This is a genomic window from Cupriavidus necator A5-1 (assembly GCF_000744095.1).
Lineage (GTDB): Bacteria > Pseudomonadota > Gammaproteobacteria > Burkholderiales > Burkholderiaceae > Cupriavidus > Cupriavidus necator_A.
Map to the genome: position 1 here is coordinate 1,933,467 of NZ_JQLI01000001.1, position 15,805 is coordinate 1,949,271.

At 61.6% G+C, this 15,805-nt stretch carries 15 protein-coding genes and 1 pseudogene; 9 read left to right on the plus strand and 7 right to left on the minus strand.

Translation table 11 applies throughout. The annotated features are described in order from the left end of the window. Positions 1 to 95: 95 nt before the first annotated feature. Complete coding sequence (gene cax, locus K307_RS08525; RefSeq protein WP_042877571.1) at positions 96 to 1,160, minus strand: calcium/proton exchanger; 1,065 nt, start codon at positions 1,158 to 1,160, stop codon at positions 96 to 98. A 297-nt stretch (positions 1,161 to 1,457) separates the two neighbouring features. On the opposite strand from cax, the gene K307_RS08530 reads away from it, so the two are divergent. Continuing rightward, positions 1,458 to 2,807: a DUF3300 domain-containing protein gene (locus K307_RS08530; RefSeq protein ID WP_042877572.1), complete on the plus strand. Its 1,350-nt coding sequence runs from the start codon at positions 1,458 to 1,460 to the stop codon at positions 2,805 to 2,807. A gap of 54 nt (positions 2,808 to 2,861) precedes the next feature. Next, positions 2,862 to 3,724 (plus strand): annotated as a pseudogene (locus K307_RS08535) (DUF2950 domain-containing protein). A 267-nt stretch (positions 3,725 to 3,991) separates the two neighbouring features. Here K307_RS08535 and K307_RS08540 read toward each other — a convergent pair. Next, positions 3,992 to 5,584, minus strand: coding sequence for a SagB/ThcOx family dehydrogenase (locus K307_RS08540; protein ID WP_042877573.1), 1,593 nt, complete (start codon positions 5,582 to 5,584; stop codon positions 3,992 to 3,994). 442 nt (positions 5,585 to 6,026) lie between these two features. Here K307_RS08540 and K307_RS49320 point away from each other — a divergent pair, with 442 nt between their 5' ends. Further along, positions 6,027 to 6,287 carry a hypothetical protein gene (locus tag K307_RS49320; protein WP_080744962.1) on the plus strand — a complete coding sequence of 87 codons (261 nt, stop codon included), beginning with the start codon at positions 6,027 to 6,029 and terminating at the stop codon, positions 6,285 to 6,287. A gap of 165 nt (positions 6,288 to 6,452) precedes the next feature. Here K307_RS49320 and K307_RS08545 read toward each other — a convergent pair whose 3' ends face one another. Further along, a complete protein-coding gene (locus tag K307_RS08545; RefSeq protein ID WP_042877574.1) occupies positions 6,453 to 7,196 on the minus strand; it encodes an HNH endonuclease in 744 nt (247 codons plus the stop codon). A 265-nt stretch (positions 7,197 to 7,461) separates the two neighbouring features. Next, positions 7,462 to 8,493 carry an NAD(P)H-quinone oxidoreductase gene (locus K307_RS08550; protein WP_080744963.1) on the minus strand — a complete coding sequence of 344 codons (1,032 nt, stop codon included), beginning with the start codon at positions 8,491 to 8,493 and terminating at the stop codon, positions 7,462 to 7,464. A gap of 146 nt (positions 8,494 to 8,639) precedes the next feature. Here K307_RS08550 and K307_RS08555 point away from each other — a divergent pair, with 146 nt between their 5' ends. The 4 genes from K307_RS08555 to K307_RS08570 all read left to right on the plus strand — a co-directional run bounded on the left by K307_RS08555 (position 8,640) and on the right by K307_RS08570 (position 12,565). Then, complete coding sequence (locus tag K307_RS08555) at positions 8,640 to 9,524, plus strand: LysR family transcriptional regulator (protein ID WP_042881648.1); 885 nt, start codon at positions 8,640 to 8,642, stop codon at positions 9,522 to 9,524. 503 nt (positions 9,525 to 10,027) lie between these two features. Further along, complete coding sequence (locus K307_RS08560; protein WP_042881650.1) at positions 10,028 to 10,624, plus strand: LysE family translocator; 597 nt, start codon at positions 10,028 to 10,030, stop codon at positions 10,622 to 10,624. A gap of 238 nt (positions 10,625 to 10,862) precedes the next feature. Beyond that, entirely contained in the window at positions 10,863 to 11,870 is a 1,008-nt protein-coding gene (locus K307_RS08565) for a bestrophin family protein (RefSeq protein ID WP_042881654.1), read from the plus strand. A 227-nt stretch (positions 11,871 to 12,097) separates the two neighbouring features. Further along, positions 12,098 to 12,565 carry a nucleoside deaminase gene (locus K307_RS08570; protein ID WP_042877576.1) on the plus strand — a complete coding sequence of 156 codons (468 nt, stop codon included), beginning with the start codon at positions 12,098 to 12,100 and terminating at the stop codon, positions 12,563 to 12,565. A 20-nt stretch (positions 12,566 to 12,585) separates the two neighbouring features. On the opposite strand, the gene K307_RS08575 is transcribed toward K307_RS08570, so the two are convergent. Continuing rightward, positions 12,586 to 13,038 (minus strand): FCD domain-containing protein, encoded by a 453-nt coding sequence (locus tag K307_RS08575; protein WP_196251533.1) that lies wholly within the window; start codon positions 13,036 to 13,038, stop codon positions 12,586 to 12,588. 107 nt (positions 13,039 to 13,145) lie between these two features. Continuing rightward, a complete protein-coding gene (locus tag K307_RS49325) occupies positions 13,146 to 13,490 on the minus strand; it encodes a GntR family transcriptional regulator (protein WP_230625875.1) in 345 nt (114 codons plus the stop codon). Here K307_RS49325 and K307_RS45935 point away from each other — a divergent pair. Beyond that, positions 13,390 to 13,644: a tripartite tricarboxylate transporter substrate-binding protein gene (locus K307_RS45935; RefSeq protein ID WP_230625877.1), complete on the plus strand. Its 255-nt coding sequence runs from the start codon at positions 13,390 to 13,392 to the stop codon at positions 13,642 to 13,644. The genes K307_RS49325 and K307_RS45935 overlap by 101 nt on opposite strands. A 195-nt stretch (positions 13,645 to 13,839) precedes the next feature. Continuing rightward, complete coding sequence (locus K307_RS08585; RefSeq protein ID WP_042877578.1) at positions 13,840 to 14,787, plus strand: pseudouridine-5'-phosphate glycosidase; 948 nt, start codon at positions 13,840 to 13,842, stop codon at positions 14,785 to 14,787. Positions 14,788 to 14,804: 17 nt separating this feature from the next. On the opposite strand, the gene K307_RS08590 is transcribed toward K307_RS08585, so the two are convergent. Beyond that, a complete protein-coding gene (locus tag K307_RS08590) occupies positions 14,805 to 15,776 on the minus strand; it encodes an NAD-dependent epimerase/dehydratase family protein (protein WP_042877579.1) in 972 nt (323 codons plus the stop codon). Positions 15,777 to 15,805 lie beyond the last annotated feature (29 nt).

Here is a 15,805-nt window from a genome sequence, read left to right on the forward strand (position 1 = left end):
AGGACATTGCCAAGCGCTTCAGTATCCGATCACCGGAGCACAGGCAGACTACGGACTGGTACTGCCCTCGGTGAATGCGATCCTGCCGAGGAGGCTTAGTTCGGCAAGAAGAAAAAGGTGAGCGCCAAGGCGAAGTAAACGACCAGGAGCTGTATGCCTTTAAACCAATCCGAGCGCCCGTCGCTTGCCATCTGCGCCGTGACCAGCACGGACAGGACTACGATCAGAACCAGAGCGGGGCGGAAGGCCAGATCCATCGGGGTCGGACCGAAAAAGAGGCTGGTGAGTACCAGGATTGGCGCGACGAAGAGTGCCACTTGCACGCTCGAGCCGACCGCAATGGAAAACGACAGATCCATGCGATTATTTAATGCTGCGGTGATGGCTGTTGCATGCTCGGCTGCATTTCCCAGTATCGCAACCACAAAGGCACCGACAAAAATGTCGCTGAGGGCGTACTCGTGCATCATGGGTACGAGTGAACCCACCATGATCTCGCTCATCCACGCAGTTCCTACGGTGGCTGCCGCCAGTATCGCTACGGCGCGTCCAACGGAGCGGGGCGCCTTGACCTCCTTGCTTTCGGGAGCGTTTTTCTCGGGCGCGTACGAACTGCGGAACAGCGCAGGATGCGTGATCAGTGAGAACACCAGATACAGCGCGTAGACGAGAAGGAGCACGATGGAAATCGAGACGCTGAGTCGCTGCAGCATCGTTGTTGTGCCTTCCACGGCCTCGAAGGTGGCGGGAAGAATAAGCGCGATGGCCGAGAGTATGAGCATGGTCGCTTGGGAACGCGCACCGCGCGGATTGAATTGTTGCTCGGGATAGCGTATTCCTCCTGCCAGCATTGCAGCGCCAAACACCAGCAGCATATTCCCGACAATGGAACCAACTATGGATGCTTCCACCACCTGATGGAGCCCTGCGTGCAATGCGACCAATGCGATAATAAGTTCGGCTGCATTGCCAAAGGTCGCATTGAGGAGCCCCCCAACCGCTTCGCCCATGCGTTCTGCCAGTTGCTCGGTAGCCTTGCTCATCCACCAGGCGAGGGGCAGGATGGCCAATGCGGAAATGATAAAAATCAGAAGATGGTGATCGCCAGCGAGGACTTCCAGGGCGATCGCTATCGGAACAAATATAAGAAGCAAATTCATCGACACGGATCGTCTCCTTTGTTCCGGTATCCCAGCGCGCCGGGGTGACACGTAAAGTAGCCGCTACTACAGTAGCCAGCCGCGGTACGTCTCAGGTAATGCTAGGCGAAATGAGTCTCGACGCCGGGGCGTCGCCTTGGATGATCAGAGGATGGGTGGGTTGCATTCGCTTCACTGTCGCCCTATGGTCGTATGGCGAATGAGGCGGGCGCGTCGGCATCCAGTCGCGAGTTCCCTTCATCAGGGTGCGGATTGGCGCACTCAATGAATGTCTCTATCAGTCGAGGGGGAGCGGCCATGGCTCCGTGTGTCATGCGATGGGTGCGGACCTCCTGTGCGTGGTTCATCGTTGGGCTGGCGCTCGGATCAGGTGCGGTCGAAGCGCAGAGTCCAGCCACGCCCGCGTTCAAGGCAGAAGAGATCGAAGCGCTGGTTGCGCCAATCGCGCTTTACCCCGACTCGGTACTGTCCCAGGTGCTGATGGCTTCGACGTACCCCCTGGAAATCATCTACGCCGCCCGGTGGGTCAAGGCGCACCCGAACCTCAAGGGCGATGACGCGGTCCAGGCGGTCGGGAACGAATCATGGGATGTCAGCGTAAAGTCGCTGGTCGCTTTTCCGCAGATCCTTGAGCCAATGTATGACAAGCTCGACTGGACCCAGAAGCTCGGCGACGCGGTGCTCGCGCAGGAGAAGGACGTGCTGGCGGCCGTACAGCGGTTGCGCGCGCGGGCCCGGGATTCCGGTCACCTGCAGTCCAACGAGCAACAACGCGTGATTGTCGAGCAGGCTACAACGGCTGAAGCGGTCGCTCCGACGATCGTGCGTATCGAGCCGGCGAGCCCGGAGGTGATCTACGTACCCGCCTACGACCCGGCCGTCGTCTATGGCGGCTGGGCGTATCCCGCCTACCCCTACTATTACTGGCCGCCTTACCCCGCCTATTATCCCGGCGGCGCATTCTTCAGCGGATTGGCCTGGGGCTTTGGCTTCGCGGCCGCAGGCGCGATCTTCGGCAACTGCAACTGGGGCGGCGGCAACATCAATATCGATATCAACCGCGGCGCCCACGTTGACCACCGTCTTGATAGCAGCAAGTTCCAGGGAGGGCGCTGGCAGCACGATGCCAGTCATCGCAAGGGCGTTGCCTACCGTGATCAGGCGTCGCGCGAGAAATTCGGCCGCGACGTGCCTGGCGCAGACCGGCGCGCCGGCTTCCGTGGCCGCGAATCCGGCGCTAGCGACCGGGCCAGCGTCGCCGATCGGGCGGGGGCGGGCAACCGGGCGGGCATCAGTGACCGGGCTGGCGTGGGTGATCGCGCCGGAGGCTCCGGCAGGACCAGCACATCCGATCGCGCCGGGGCTTTGAACAGGGCCAGCACGTCGGATCGCGCCCGGGCTGCCGACCGGTACAGCGCCGGCTTCGGTGGCCGCGACAACGCCTTCCAGGGTGTCAACCGCAATGTCGCGCCTCGCGACATCAACCGGGGGCAGTCGAGTATCCAGTCGTCCGGCGTCAACCGGTCCGGGGGCGGCGCTCGTGGATATGGCGGCGGCTATAGCGGCGGCGGGCGTGGCGGTGGTGGTGGTGGATTCGCGGGTGGCGGGCGCGGCGGCGGTGGCGGCCGTGGTGGCGGTCGGCGCTAGGGAGACCCAAGCATGGACTCACCAGTGATATCACGTCGGGGGCAAAGGAGCCTCATGGCTTGCTACATGGCCGCCGCGTTACTGTTGGGGCTGGGGCATGTCTCCGCCGCATACGCGGGCAAGGTCTTTGCCACGCCCGAAGCGGCGATGACGGAGCTGGGCGACGCGATTCTCAACGATGACGAGGCGGCCATGAAGAGCCTGCTGGGCGCCAACTTTCGCGACCTGATCCCGCCCGTCGGCGCTGGCGTCCGATACCAGTTCCTTGCTGCCTGGGGCAAGTCCCATGTCGTGAAGCCGGCAGATCACCGCGCCGACATTGCCGTCGGCGATGATGGTTGGACGCTACCCATTCCCGTGGTGAAATCCGACAAGGGCTGGCAGTTTGACACGCGCGCCGGAGCGGAGGAAATGCGCGTACGACGCATCGGGCGAAACGAACTGGCCGTCATCCAGACGATGCTGGCCATCCACGATGCACAGAACGAATACGCCCAGACCATCCACGATGGGAGCCCCGTTCTCGCCTATGCGGCCAAACTGTCAAGTTCTCCCGGCAAGCACGACGGCCTGTACTGGCCAACCCGCCCCGACGAACCGGAAAGCCCGCTCGGCCCAGGTTTCAAGGGTGCCGGAACGCGCAATGCCAGCAAGGATGGGTACTACGGCTATTACTACAAGCTTCTCACATCGCAAGGCTCACACGCGCCTGGTGGCGCATTCGACTATGTCGTCGACGGCAAGCTCTTCGGCGGCTTGCCTGGCCCGTCCGCTACCAGGACACCGGTGTGATGAGCTTCATGGTGAGTCACGACGGTCAGGTCTACGAGCGTGACCTGGGAGCCAACGGCTCAGCGAAAGCAGCGGCGATGAAATCTTTCGATCCCGGTGCCGGCTGGCGAAAGGTCTCTCCGTGAGGCAGGATCGGAAAGTTGAGGCGCGCCGCCAAGGGCGAAGTAGAGGCCGTGGACTGGAGCCGCTGCAAAGCGGAGCGTCACTGAGGCATGATGCTGACGATGACAGCCATCCCGCTTCGTCTGTGGCCGTTTCCGAGGCCATTTCGGCCGTTCGGATGGACTACGTGGAATGGCAGAGGTTGGCCGGGAAGGGACCGCAGTGTGCAGCCGGTCAGCTGGTCAGCCGGCCGGTTCCGGCCCCTTTATAGAAAGTCCGCCCCGGGTGCATTACTCCTGATGCGGTGCAAGTACCGACAGGCGCTGATCGACCGTGGGGCCGCCGACGGTAAAGTGATACAGGCTTTGCCAAGCGTGGTCCTTGATTCCGAGCATGGCGTGCATTTCATCATCGAAAAAGCAGCCAATCCCCGTGGCGCGCTCCCCGGTAGCTTCGGCTTCAAGATAGAGCGCTTGGCCGAGCATGCCGCATTCCCAGAAAAGATGACGATAACGCCATGGTTGCTTCAGGGCGATTTCGAAGTTCGCGAGCATCCCCAGCGCAAAGCAGGAATCGGCGGCAATATCTTGGTGACAGCAGATCAGCTTTGCCGCCGCCCGCAAATCGTAAGGCAGCAGAAAATAGAGTGGCAGATAGTCCGGTCCAGTCCTTTGCCACAGCCATTCCGGGCGCATAGCCTGCCTGAGGCTCGGAAGCGCCCCGGGATTCCTCACTAGCACATACAGGCCCGGCTCCAGACCGTCCACGCGGTGCACCATTAGCGCCGGATGCACCGCGACAGGGGACACCAGCGCATTCCACGGTGGTGTGTCGCGACGTACCAACAGGCACGCCAGCATGGTAAAAAAAGCCGCGGAGGTGATGCGCGTTGTACCATCGAAACTCGTAGCGCTGCGGCGCTGCCGAGCGATCCGGGAAAAGCTCAGATCGAGGGCGGGCGTCGCAGACCACAGGTGCGGCTCCGGACTTAGCGAGGTCGGTTCGCAAGTACGAGACTTGTGCGTGGCGCGATGGATCGAATCGATATCCGGCCACCTCTCATGTCCCGCGCTTAGCTGATTCGCGTATCCGTACCAGTGTGCCTTATCCAAAGCAGGCCACAGGCGCTCCAGGTCAGGCTGAGCTTCAGGATTGCCGATCCAAAGCAGGACATCCGGCACCTCTGGTTCGGCTGCTCCGAAATCCTCGCTGCGGTCCAATCCAAGCAATGCGGCCAACGCATCGTCCGCAGCCGCCACCACCAGCCGCGTTTGCCAGCCGAGAGCCGCCGCCGCGTAACTTACTGCGGCGATAGCATGCCCGCAGTCATGCTGGCAGTAGCGCCAGGCGCGCATTCCGTATTTCCACGCCTCGCGCCAGTGGATCGAGCTGATGCCGACCAGGATACCACCGTCCGAAAACGCCTCGGTCCATCGCGGATCATCCACTGCAGCGCGATGTTCAAGCACGTGGTCGCGGCTCAGGTAATGGTAGATCCCGCCAGACAAGCCAGGCAGCGCCGGACACAGAAGATACCCCTCGGTCGGATGCAGATTCCCACTCGAAGGGTTGCAGCGCAGTGCCCACCGCTGAGTGCCATAGGATTTCCACGCCGACAGGCCGAGTGAGAGTTCGAACAGGATTGCCAGGGTACGAAGACTGAATCTCTGCGCGGGCGGAAGAGTGCCGGAGCGCAGCTCGTTGTAGCGTGCGGCCAGGGTGTCCGCGGCCAGCGGCAGAGCAATCCGCGGTGTGCCGTGAAACACCCGGAACGGGTCTGGCTGGGTTGCCCAGTCGAGTCCTCGGGGGCCAGGGGCATAGCTGTTGACACGGTGCTTGCTGCGTTCGTGATATTCAAGCAACGCCTGCGATAATCGACCCATGTTTCTTCAGCCCAAGAATGCCCGCCGCGCCCCGCTACCACGCCAGATGGCTCAACGTTGCCGCGCCCGCGCGGTCGTCATCAAGTTGGACAGGGCGCGTTGACGGCGGTTGCTCTAACCGTCGCCGCTCCTGTCTGGGGCCCGGCTCTGGCCCTGCCTCCGCGAAGCCCGTAAGAATTTCCCAGGGTTCAAATCGCACTTTAGGTGGTTTTGACGGTGTTCTGGGCTGCTGAGGAAAGATTGCGCGCTTTCCGGCGTGTGCCGCAAATTGCCTGGCCTGGTCTTCTGCGCCGAAGGTCTTACCCTGCAATGCAGGGCGAGCGGTGATGATGGTCTTCCCACGGCCTGCAGATTGGGTCAATATCGCCTCGATGCCTACACGGTTCCTGATTCAAAAGGGGGGGCGTCGCGCTTCGCTCCTCGTGGGGCATAGAGAGATATCATGCATCGCGTTACCAAATATCGTGGGTTCGAGATCGAGGTCGGCTTAGTAAGCACTTCCGAGGACATGTTCGATACCTGGTTTTGTATTAGGGGTCCGTTTCGGCCGCCTAGCGTCGCGGCGATAGGCGAGCGCATTAAAGTACACGGAGGGCCATTTTCTCGGCGGTGGGCGCATCTGGCAGGGGAGTTGGCCGGCAGAGCCGCAATCGATGTCATCTTAGGTGTCGAAAGGGTCGATGCTCCGACCGGACAGGGCTGATCCCGCGGATTCGACGGCAGCATTCTGTTCTTCGATGATCTTGATCGGTTTCACGGCCTCCTCGAGGAAAGCGGTCGGGCATCCACGCATTTGAGTAACACGTGTTGGGAAACAAGCTGCAAGAGCGCATTCTTAAGAAGTGACATAACAACAGGCTATGAGCAACTACAAGGCACTCATGAAGTACGCCTGTGTACCTCTGGCCCCGACAAGGCGCGCGACGGCGCCGAGAAAACGCCAGAGCGAACAACCAGATGAAGCTCGCAAGGTAGCCCCGTTCTTGGGATCGAGCATTTGCTCGCCAGTCGAATTACTCCAAGGCACGATATGTGAGGCTCGCAGAACCGGCAGGACAGTCAGCCGCGTGGCTGCACAGGCGTTTTCGAACTCCTGCTCCAAGTCGGCTCGAAACTTTCCCTGTCCCAGCCGAACAGCCACTTCGGCGAGGCGATCGGTCTCAGATTTGGATCTGTCCTCCAAGATGGTGCGTAAGCCATTCTGGATTTGCTCAGCCTCCCGGCTGCCCGTTGGCCGAAAGAAGACTTCGTCGATCCTCCTCGCCCAGTCTTGCATTAGAAGCAGACTCGTCGCTTCGTCTTTGACCCATAGATACGAACCGCTGTAGTCCGTATAGACGTGTAGAAGATCTGGATCACAACCATGTTGCTGGGCGAAAGCGTCCTTGTCGAAGCCTTGGGTAGCCTTGGCGACCGAAAAGGGTGCCCTGTCCTTTGCGAAGCGGTACAAACAGGCATAAGGGGCCTTACGCCCCCAAAGGCTCTCGCTCATCTGCCCAATGTAGATGCCGCGCCAGGTGATACGCAACGTTCTTCGCTGTTCCTTTATCGGGCCCTGCACCGTGGCAGCGACGGTAAAGCCTTCGTCTTCCAGCGCATGGATGAAGCTCATTGCAAACGCATTTGGCGGGTTGCCCGTATAGTTTGAAAGGTCAGGCATAGAACAAGTAGATCTGAGTGAATTTCCTACAGCATCGGCAGCCTCTTGTAACGGCCGCTCGCCTGCTGCCGACCCGGCTGAGTCATTCAGGCTCGATCCACCTCCGTCCGTTTTCGAACCGGACTTCGGCCGATCGTCGAGCAGATCGTGAGACGTCCGTGACCTTTAAAAGTAACGCTTTTTCTTCACGTCCATCACGAAACCGGCAAGCCAGGCTTCAGCGAATGAGTTCGGCACCTGTCGTAAGGACAATCTTTCCAAAGTGTGTGCCGGAATCGATCAGCTCGTGAGCGCCGCGAGCGTCGACAAGCGCAAAGGTCTTGTAGACAATCGGCTTGATCTTGCCGCTTTCGATGTGCGGCCAGACCTGCCGCTCGAGTTCATTGATGATGGTCGCTTTGTCCGCGGATGTGCGCGATCGCAATGTTGATCCCATATGCGTTAGACGTTTCGTCATCATCGGCACGACGTTGAGATCCTTCGCCGGCCCCTTGATCACGCCCACCTGGAGGATCCGTCCGTCCATGGCTGCGGCGTCATAGTTTCTAGCCACGTAGTCGCCGGCAATGATGTCGAGGATCGCGTCAACGCCTTTTCCATCGGTAGACCGCTTCGTTTCGGCGACGAAGTCTTCCTCGCGGTAATCTATGGAGAGGTCTGCGCCTAGCGCCAGGCTGGCCTCCCGATGCGCCTGCGAGCCAACTGTCGTGATGATTTTCGCAGCGCCGAATGCCTTCGCCAGCATGGTCGCCGTGGTACCGATACCTGACGCGCCGCCATGGATCAACACCGATTCGCCGGCAACCAGCTTGCCGCGCTGGAACAGGTTCAGCCATACCGTCATAAACGTTTCGGGCATGGCCCCCGCTTCCACCAACGTCAAGCCTTTGGGGATATGCATTGTGTTGCAGGCGTGCGCGACTGCATATTCTGCGTAGCCACCACCGGGAATCAATGCACACACCAGTTCGCCGATCCGGAATTGGGACACGTCGGAGCCAACGGCAACCACTTGACCTGCCACTTCCAGCCCTGGAATGTCCGAAGCGCCGGGGGGCGGATCATACAGCCCTTTGCGCTGGAAGACGTCTGGACCGTTCACGGCAGCCGCGTGGATGCGGATCAGAACCTGATCGGCGGCCGGCATCGGCACCGCGCGCGTAGTCGGCACCAGGACCTCAGGACCGCCGGGCTGTTTGATCTCAATCGCCGTCATGGACGACGGCACACGATAAGTTGAAGCAGACATGGATACTCCTTCTATAGATGAGGCTCGATTGATCCGGGCGGATCATTGAACGAGGAACTCTTGCGTTCAGTTTAGGCCTCGACGTTGATGCAGACATGCAGCATTATTCTCGCTGTGAGATGCAAATTTGCATCATGAGGGGCACGATGAACTGGGATGACGCGCGAGTGTTTCTTGCGGTGGAGCGCGAAAAAACGCTCCGTGGAGCGGCCAGGACGCTCAATCTCGATCAGGCGACGGTCGGCAGACGGATCGCGGCACTAGAGCATGCCCTACGTGCAACGCTCTTCCTGCGCACCTCTGAGGGTTACGCGTTAACCGCCGCAGGCGAGGCCGCGTTGAGATCGGCGGAGAAAATGGAACACTCCGCACACGAACTCGTCAGACGAACTCAAGGCACGGATACACGGCTTGCGGGGGACGTAAGAGTCACCAGCACCGACTCGATTGCGCTCGAATTCCTGCTTCCGGCCATCGAACGCCTGCATGCTGCGCATCCCGAAGTGCGCGTCTTGCTGGACACGTCGACGCGCATGCTAAATCTGGCAAAGCGTGAAGCGGATATCGCGGTCCGCTCAGTCAGGCCGGATAATCCCGATCTTGTCGCGCGGCGCCTGGCTCGCTGGCCCATGGCGCTCTTTGCATCGAATGCTTATCTCGAGCAGCACGGCAAGCCGGCCGCTGGCTCCGCCTTCGCGGGCCACGATCTTGTCGTCTATCAGGGAAACTGGACCGGTAATCGATCACCGACTCTTGCTGGCGAACCGATACACGCGGGGCGCATCGTATCGACCTTCAATTCCAGCCTCATGCTGCGTACCGCGGTAAAGGCCGGCCTCGGCATCGGTGAGCTTCCGATACATCTGGCTGAACACGACGGCCTCGTGCAGATATGGCCGGAACCCGCACGTGGAGCGGTCTACGAAATCTGGCTCGTCACGCATCAAGACCTTCGGCATACCGCGCGCATCGCAGCAATGATTGACGGCATCGTCTCCGCGTTCGAAGATCACACAACCCACACAAAATAGTCACGCACGACGTAGCCGCGGCTGCTGCGTGTCGCGTTACAAATAGTCTTCGGCGTGCCACCGGCACCGGGCATGTTGATCACCAGAGGGGCCACCATGCGCGGCAGCAGGTGGCGCGCCGCGAGGCAGAACTGCCCACGCCTTTGACGCTGTTGGTCCTCAGTGCGGATGTCACGGAGCAGGCCACCGAGGACGAGATCAGGCGGTACGTCCTCTCATTCAGCAAGAAAGGGCTGATTTCGAATTGCGCGTGCAGCAAATCATCAACTTCGTCGACGAGATCCGGGGGACCTTTGTTGGCAAATTGAACAGGTCGCCTGACCGGCGACGGAGGCGGGTTGTGGCTGCCCGAGCGGCCGGTTTATGCAGAATGTCAGCCGTTCAACGCGACATCGCGGCCGTCGCACGGGTGTGAGCGGACAATCAGGATCCTCGGTGAGCAACTGATCCGGGCAAGGGTAGCGCTATACTCGGCCACTATGTCCGTGCATGAACTTCTCAACATGAACATCTGGCTCTTCCTCATTCCGTTCACTATTGCGGCAGCCCTTCCTGGACCAGCGCAGGGTGCTCTTTTTGCGAGGGTTATCAGCCGCGGTACCGCGTCGGCGTCGACGTTCATCGTCGGCATGGTTGCGGGTAACGCCGTTTGGCTAGTCGCCGCGATTCTTGGTCTGTCCGCGCTCGCTGTACGTTTCGCGATGATCTTCGTGGTAGTCAAATGGCTCGGTGTGTTGTTCTTGCTGTTTATGGCTTGGAAGTTGTGGACGTCGGATGGGCATCGGGCAACATCAGACGCCGGTCAGTCTGGCAGTGGATTCGTTTCAGGTGCTTTCCTTACGTTGGGGAACCCGAAAGCCATGGTGTTTTTTGGCGCTGTCTTGCCGCAGGCTTTTGACATGACCGCCCTTTCAGCGACTCAGATCATCATGATCCTCGCTCTCGGTATTGCGATTGATCTGGCCGTGCAGATCGCCTATCTCTTTCTCGCCGGCCGAGCTCGCAGTTTCGTGTCGTCTCCGAAACGTGTGCGGATCGCAGATCGTACCGCCGCGGCACTCATGGCCAGCTGTGCGGGCATCATTGAAACGAGGTCCTGAGGCGCGCGGGGTGCTTAGTGCCCCATTGGCTTGCGATGCGTCTGTTCGACGACTGCTCGCGGACGCAAGGCAGACGTAGCCTGTGGGGTCGCAGGGACGAGGTCCGAACTGCCGGCAGGCAATATGGCCAACCTCCGTCACCACTGACCAGATCGCTGCCCAGGACCTGGTTTTGTAATGGTGATATTGCCAAGAAACGCGCATAGTATCCCTGCCACACCGCCGCGAGATGCGCACCATGCACCTGGGAAAATCGTACACGTTATCCGAGTTCACGTTCTGGTCGAGACGACAACTTTATGCCTCGCTAGCCTGTGGTTCGCTGCCCGTTGTCCTTTATCAGTTCTTCGGGCTGAAATGGCTGTCGATCCCGGTCTCGGTTGTGGTGCTGCTGGGCACCGCCACGTCATTCATCGTGGGTTTCCGGAACGTGCAGACCTACAGCAGGGCCTTGGAGGCACAGCAGATCTGGACTGAGATCCTGAATGGCAGCCGGTGTCTGGGTGTGATGAGCCGGGACTTTCTGGCAGGGCAGGCGGCCGGGCGGGAACTGCTTCTCCGGCATTGCGCGTGGCTGACGGCGCTCCGCTATCAACTGAGAACCCCAAGGATCTGGGAAAATGCGGGCAAGGTTTCCAACTTGGAGTACCGGAAGTACTACCGGGTTCCAGAGTGGGAGACTCCATTGGAACAGGCGCTTGCGCGGTATCTGCCCCAGGCCGAGATCGACTCGGTTTTGCACGCCGAGATCAAGACAACCCGGTTGCTCGGAACGCAGTCAGCGAGGATCAAGTGGTTGCTTGACGCCGGCGAAATCAGCAATGCCTTCTATTTGGAGTTGGCAGGATCGATCAGGGGCTTCTTCGCGCAGCAAGGACGGGCGGAGCGTATCAAGGACTATCCGTATCCCAGGCAATATGCGGTCATCAATAAGCTCTTTGTCCGTACCTTTTGCCTGCTGCTGCCTTTTGGCATTCTTACGGAGTTCGAAAAGCTCAATGCCAGCGTTTCAGGCGTCATGCATGGCAACATGATCTGGCTGGTCATTCCATTTAGCACGATGATCTCGTGGATGTACCTCGCGCTGGAGCAAGTGGGCGAAAGCACGGAGAACCCGTTCGAAGGAAACGCCAATGATGTGCCCATGGCACAGATCTGCCGGAAGATCGAACACGAACTCATGGACATGCATGGCGAGAAGAGCGATGTCCCCGCGCCAACGGCCGAGCACGGTATTGTCCTCTAGACCATTCAAGGTTATCGCTTTCCCACCTCCGGGGACCCGACGCAAAGACTGAGGTGGTGAGGAAATCCAGACACGCCGATCCCAGCCGACGCCGAACCCCAGTTTTTCAGACTGGACTCAAATACGCCGTATAACAACTCGCAGCACGCCGCGCGCGCACGCTGGCCTATAGTCTGCTGGCCCGCCACCCCATCTGCCCGGGCCAGGCCCTTCACCGGAGACAACGCGTGTCGACCACGGAAACCTATCTGATCGATTCCATCCGCCTCGCCATGGAAAACGTGCGGGAGCGCAATACCTGGCCCTTCGGCGCCGTGGTGGTCAAGGATGGGGAGGTGCTGGCGCGCGCGGTCAACGAGGTGGAAGCCACCTGCGATCCCAGCGCGCACGCCGAAATGCAGGCGGTGCGCGCCGCGAGCCGGGCACTGGGCAAGGCCGACCTGAGCGGCTGCACGGTCTACGCCAGCGGCTACCCGTGCCCGATGTGCCTGACCGCGATGTACCTGGCCGGCGTCGGGGCGGTCTACTACGCCTATTCCAACGAAGACGGCGCGCCCTACGACCTGTCCGCGGAACGCGGCTATGTCGAACTGGCGCGGCCGCTCGACCAGCGCGAGATGAAGCTGGCCTACGTGCCGACGCGCGACAAGGGCCCCGACCTCTATGAGGCATGGCGCGAACGGCAGGGCCGCTAGTGTTCGCACCTCCGGCGGAATCAGCTTTCTGACTTCTCCCGCACCGCATTACGCAAATGCAGCCGCAGGAAATCCGCCGCGGCCGCCTGCTGCCCCGCCAGCAGCATATCGATCAGGGTCAGGTGCTCGCGGCAGCGACGCTCTGCCTGATCCCGGTCGACCGCCTTGCGATACTCCATTAGCCGGCGCAATCCGTCCAGGATGAATGCGTTGCCGGAGCAGGCGGTGATCGTTTCATGCAGCCTGCTGTTGGCATCGAACAGTGTCGCGGGCGATGCGGTGCGAACGCCGCCATTGACCAACGCCTCCTGTTCGGCGCGGCATCGCAGCAAGGCCTCACGGTCCAGCGTGAAGGTTGGCTCGAGGATGCCGGCGGCCTCGATCAGTAGGCGGTACCGGTAGCCCTGCTTGTACGTCTCCGCCGAGGTCAGCACCGGCAGGAACATCCAGCCATGGCCCGGCAGCCGTTCCACCCATCCTTCCTGAGCCATGCGGCGCAGGATCGCGCCAAGCTGGCCGCGCGTGATGCCGTACCTGCGCATCATTTCATTCTCGGTGAACCGGTCCGGCAACCGGCCGTTCAGCCGCTTCTCGGCAATCTTGAGATAGTGGCCTCGGCCTCGTCGCCATCGTCAGTGCCGGCATCCGTTCCGTTCGCAGGCGGTGCCGCGCCGCCATCGGCTACGGCATAGCCGCCGTCGGGATGGGCTGACACGACCGATTGCGTCGCCAGGCGCCGTAATGCCTCGCGCACAGGCGAGCGCGACACCCGGAACTGTTCTGCCAGTGCCCGTTCCGTCACGGGGTCGCATCGGCTGCCTGAACTGCCGGACGTTCCGACCTTTGCGGAAGCCGGTCTGCCGGGATTCGACGCACCCGCCTGGTATGGCTTGCTGGTGCCGGCGGGTACGCCCAAACAGACCATCCAGTTCCTGAACACCCAGATCAACGAGATCCTCAAGGAACCCGGCACTAAGCAGCGCCTGGCCCAACTCGGTGCCGAACCGTCAGGCGGAACGCCCGAGGACTTTGCGCGATTCATGCGCAGCGAGTCCGCGCGGTGGTCGACCGTGGTGTAGACGGCGAACGTTTCCGCTGAGTGAGCTCAAGGGATACCTTGCGCCGATAACAATTGCCCAGCTGCTACGGGAGCTCCGCCGCATTATCAGGTGGGCTCCGGCTTTGTCTTCCGACGGCCTGCGACTATAGTCAGGCATGCGATTCCCAGCCTTCTGCTGCACACTCAAGTCAATCACACCGCCGAAAGCATCGACATGACTGCCGACCTTGCCCGCTCCTGGTTGACCTTCAGCGAACCCGTGGCCGCCGCACAGGCCGCCGGTCGCCCGCTGGTGGCGCTGGAATCGACCATCATCGCTCACGGCATGCCCTACCCGGACAACGTTCGCACCGCGCGCGAAGTTGAGGCCTTGATCCGCAACCTGGGCGCCGAGCCTGCGACGATCGCGCTGATCGGCGGGCGAATCCGCATCGGCCTTGCGGACGACGAGCTGGAACTGCTCGGCCGCTCGGGGCAGGCACAAAAGGTCAGCCGCCGCGACCTGCCGGCCGTGCTGGCCAGCGGCGGGCTCGGCGCGACGACAGTAGCGGGCACCATGATATGCGCGGCGCTGGCCGGCATCGAGGTCTTCATCACCGGCGGCATTGGCGGCGTGCACCGCGGTGCGCAGGAGACCTTCGACATCTCGGCCGACCTGCAGGAACTGGCGAAGACCTCGGTGGCGGTGGTCTGCGCCGGTGCGAAGTCCATCCTGGACATCGGGCTTACACTGGAATACCTGGAAACCCATGGCGTGCCGGTGCTCAGTTGCGAGCAGGACAATGTCGCTGCGTTCTACACGCGCGACAGCGGCTTTCGCGCGGATTTCAGGCTGGACGGCGCGGCAGAGCAGGCACGCTTCATCCGCACCAAGTGGGACCTGGGCCTTGCGGGCGGCGTGTTATTGAGCACGCCGGTGCCGGAAGCGGCAGCGATGGCGTCCGATGAAATCGACGCGCTGACGCAGCAGGCGCTCGCCGAGGCCACGGCGCAAGGCATCACCGGCAAGGCCGTGACGCCCTTCCTGCTGGCTCGCATCAAGGCGCTGACGGGCGCACGCAGCCTGGCGACAAACATCGCGCTCGTCAAACACAACGCCGAGGTGGGGGCAAGGCTGGCACTGGCGCTGGCACACGTCGGGCGCGGGGCGGGTGCAGCGTAACCGCCGAGAATGGCCTTTCAGGCCGCAGCGATGGCCGCAGACTGGGTCTTCCGCACCGCCCCCAGGGTCTGGCGGATGCCCTCGACGTAGGGCGTCTTGCGGATCGGCCCGATCAGCCGTTGCAGCGCCGAGTCGTCCAGGATCAGCGGGTCCGTCATCAGGTAATTCATCTCGACCAGCTCGCGCATCAACGGGTTGAACAGACCCAGCAGGCGCAGCATCGTCTTGCCGGCGACGCGCAGCTTCAGCTCGCGCCCGGTCTGGCGTTCCATTTCCGAGACGAGGTCGCGCTGCGTCATGGCACCGGCACCCGCAAGGTGCCAGATCCTGCCGAAGGCCGCCGGCGTGTCGATCAGTCGGGCGACTACCGGTCCCACGTCAGGCACATAGACGAATTCGTGCGGCCGGTCGATCGGCCCGATCAAATCAGCCGTGCCGCCATTCACCGCCGCCTGCGCGGCGCGGTGCAGCAGGCTGGCTTCCACGTCAGGCCCGTAGAAATCCGGCAGCCGCAGCACCGTTGCATGGATCCGTCCGCTGGCATCGGCCTGCATCAGCAGGTCTTCCTGCGCCTTGCGCATGCGGCCCTTGAAGGTATGAGGCTCGCGCGGATGGTCTTCTCGAACCGGGTTGCCGGTCTGTACCCGACCGTAGGGGTAGACGGTGCCGATCAGGATGAAGTTCTTGAGCCCAACGGCCACTGCGGCATCCAGGGTCTTGCGCATCAGCTCGGGGTGTAGCTGGAACTGCCAGTAGTCAACGCCGACCATGTAGACCAGTGTCTCGATGCCGCTGGCAGCCGCCTGCACCGAGGCCGGGGAGTCCGGGTTCCAGGTAACGATTCCGGCGAGCGGGTCGCTCCCGAATGCCTTGCGCAGGCGTTGCTCGTTGCGGCCGACCACGCGATACGGCTGCCCCTTGCTGGCCAGCGCGGCGGCCACGCTGTGGCCGATGGGGCCGGCTGCGCCGAAGAGAGCGACTTTGGGCATGGGGATTCTCCTTTTGAGTTTGCACGGGC

Coding starts and splice junctions, on each gene's coding strand:
- cax (WP_042877571.1), bottom strand. CDS start 1,160: ATGAATTTGCTTCTTATATTTGTTCCGATAGCGATCGCCCTGGAAGTC.
- K307_RS08530 (WP_042877572.1), top strand. CDS start 1,458: ATGGCTCCGTGTGTCATGCGATGGGTGCGGACCTCCTGTGCGTGGTTC.
- K307_RS08540 (WP_042877573.1), bottom strand. CDS start 5,584: ATGGGTCGATTATCGCAGGCGTTGCTTGAATATCACGAACGCAGCAAG.
- K307_RS49320 (WP_080744962.1), top strand. CDS start 6,027: ATGCATCGCGTTACCAAATATCGTGGGTTCGAGATCGAGGTCGGCTTA.
- K307_RS08545 (WP_042877574.1), bottom strand. CDS start 7,196: ATGAGCTTCATCCATGCGCTGGAAGACGAAGGCTTTACCGTCGCTGCC.
- K307_RS08550 (WP_080744963.1), bottom strand. CDS start 8,493: ATGTCTGCTTCAACTTATCGTGTGCCGTCGTCCATGACGGCGATTGAG.
- K307_RS08555 (WP_042881648.1), top strand. CDS start 8,640: ATGAACTGGGATGACGCGCGAGTGTTTCTTGCGGTGGAGCGCGAAAAA.
- K307_RS08560 (WP_042881650.1), top strand. CDS start 10,028: ATGAACATCTGGCTCTTCCTCATTCCGTTCACTATTGCGGCAGCCCTT.
- K307_RS08565 (WP_042881654.1), top strand. CDS start 10,863: ATGCACCTGGGAAAATCGTACACGTTATCCGAGTTCACGTTCTGGTCG.
- K307_RS49325 (WP_230625875.1), bottom strand. CDS start 13,490: ATGGTCTGTTTGGGCGTACCCGCCGGCACCAGCAAGCCATACCAGGCG.
- K307_RS08585 (WP_042877578.1), top strand. CDS start 13,840: ATGACTGCCGACCTTGCCCGCTCCTGGTTGACCTTCAGCGAACCCGTG.
- K307_RS08590 (WP_042877579.1), bottom strand. CDS start 15,776: ATGCCCAAAGTCGCTCTCTTCGGCGCAGCCGGCCCCATCGGCCACAGC.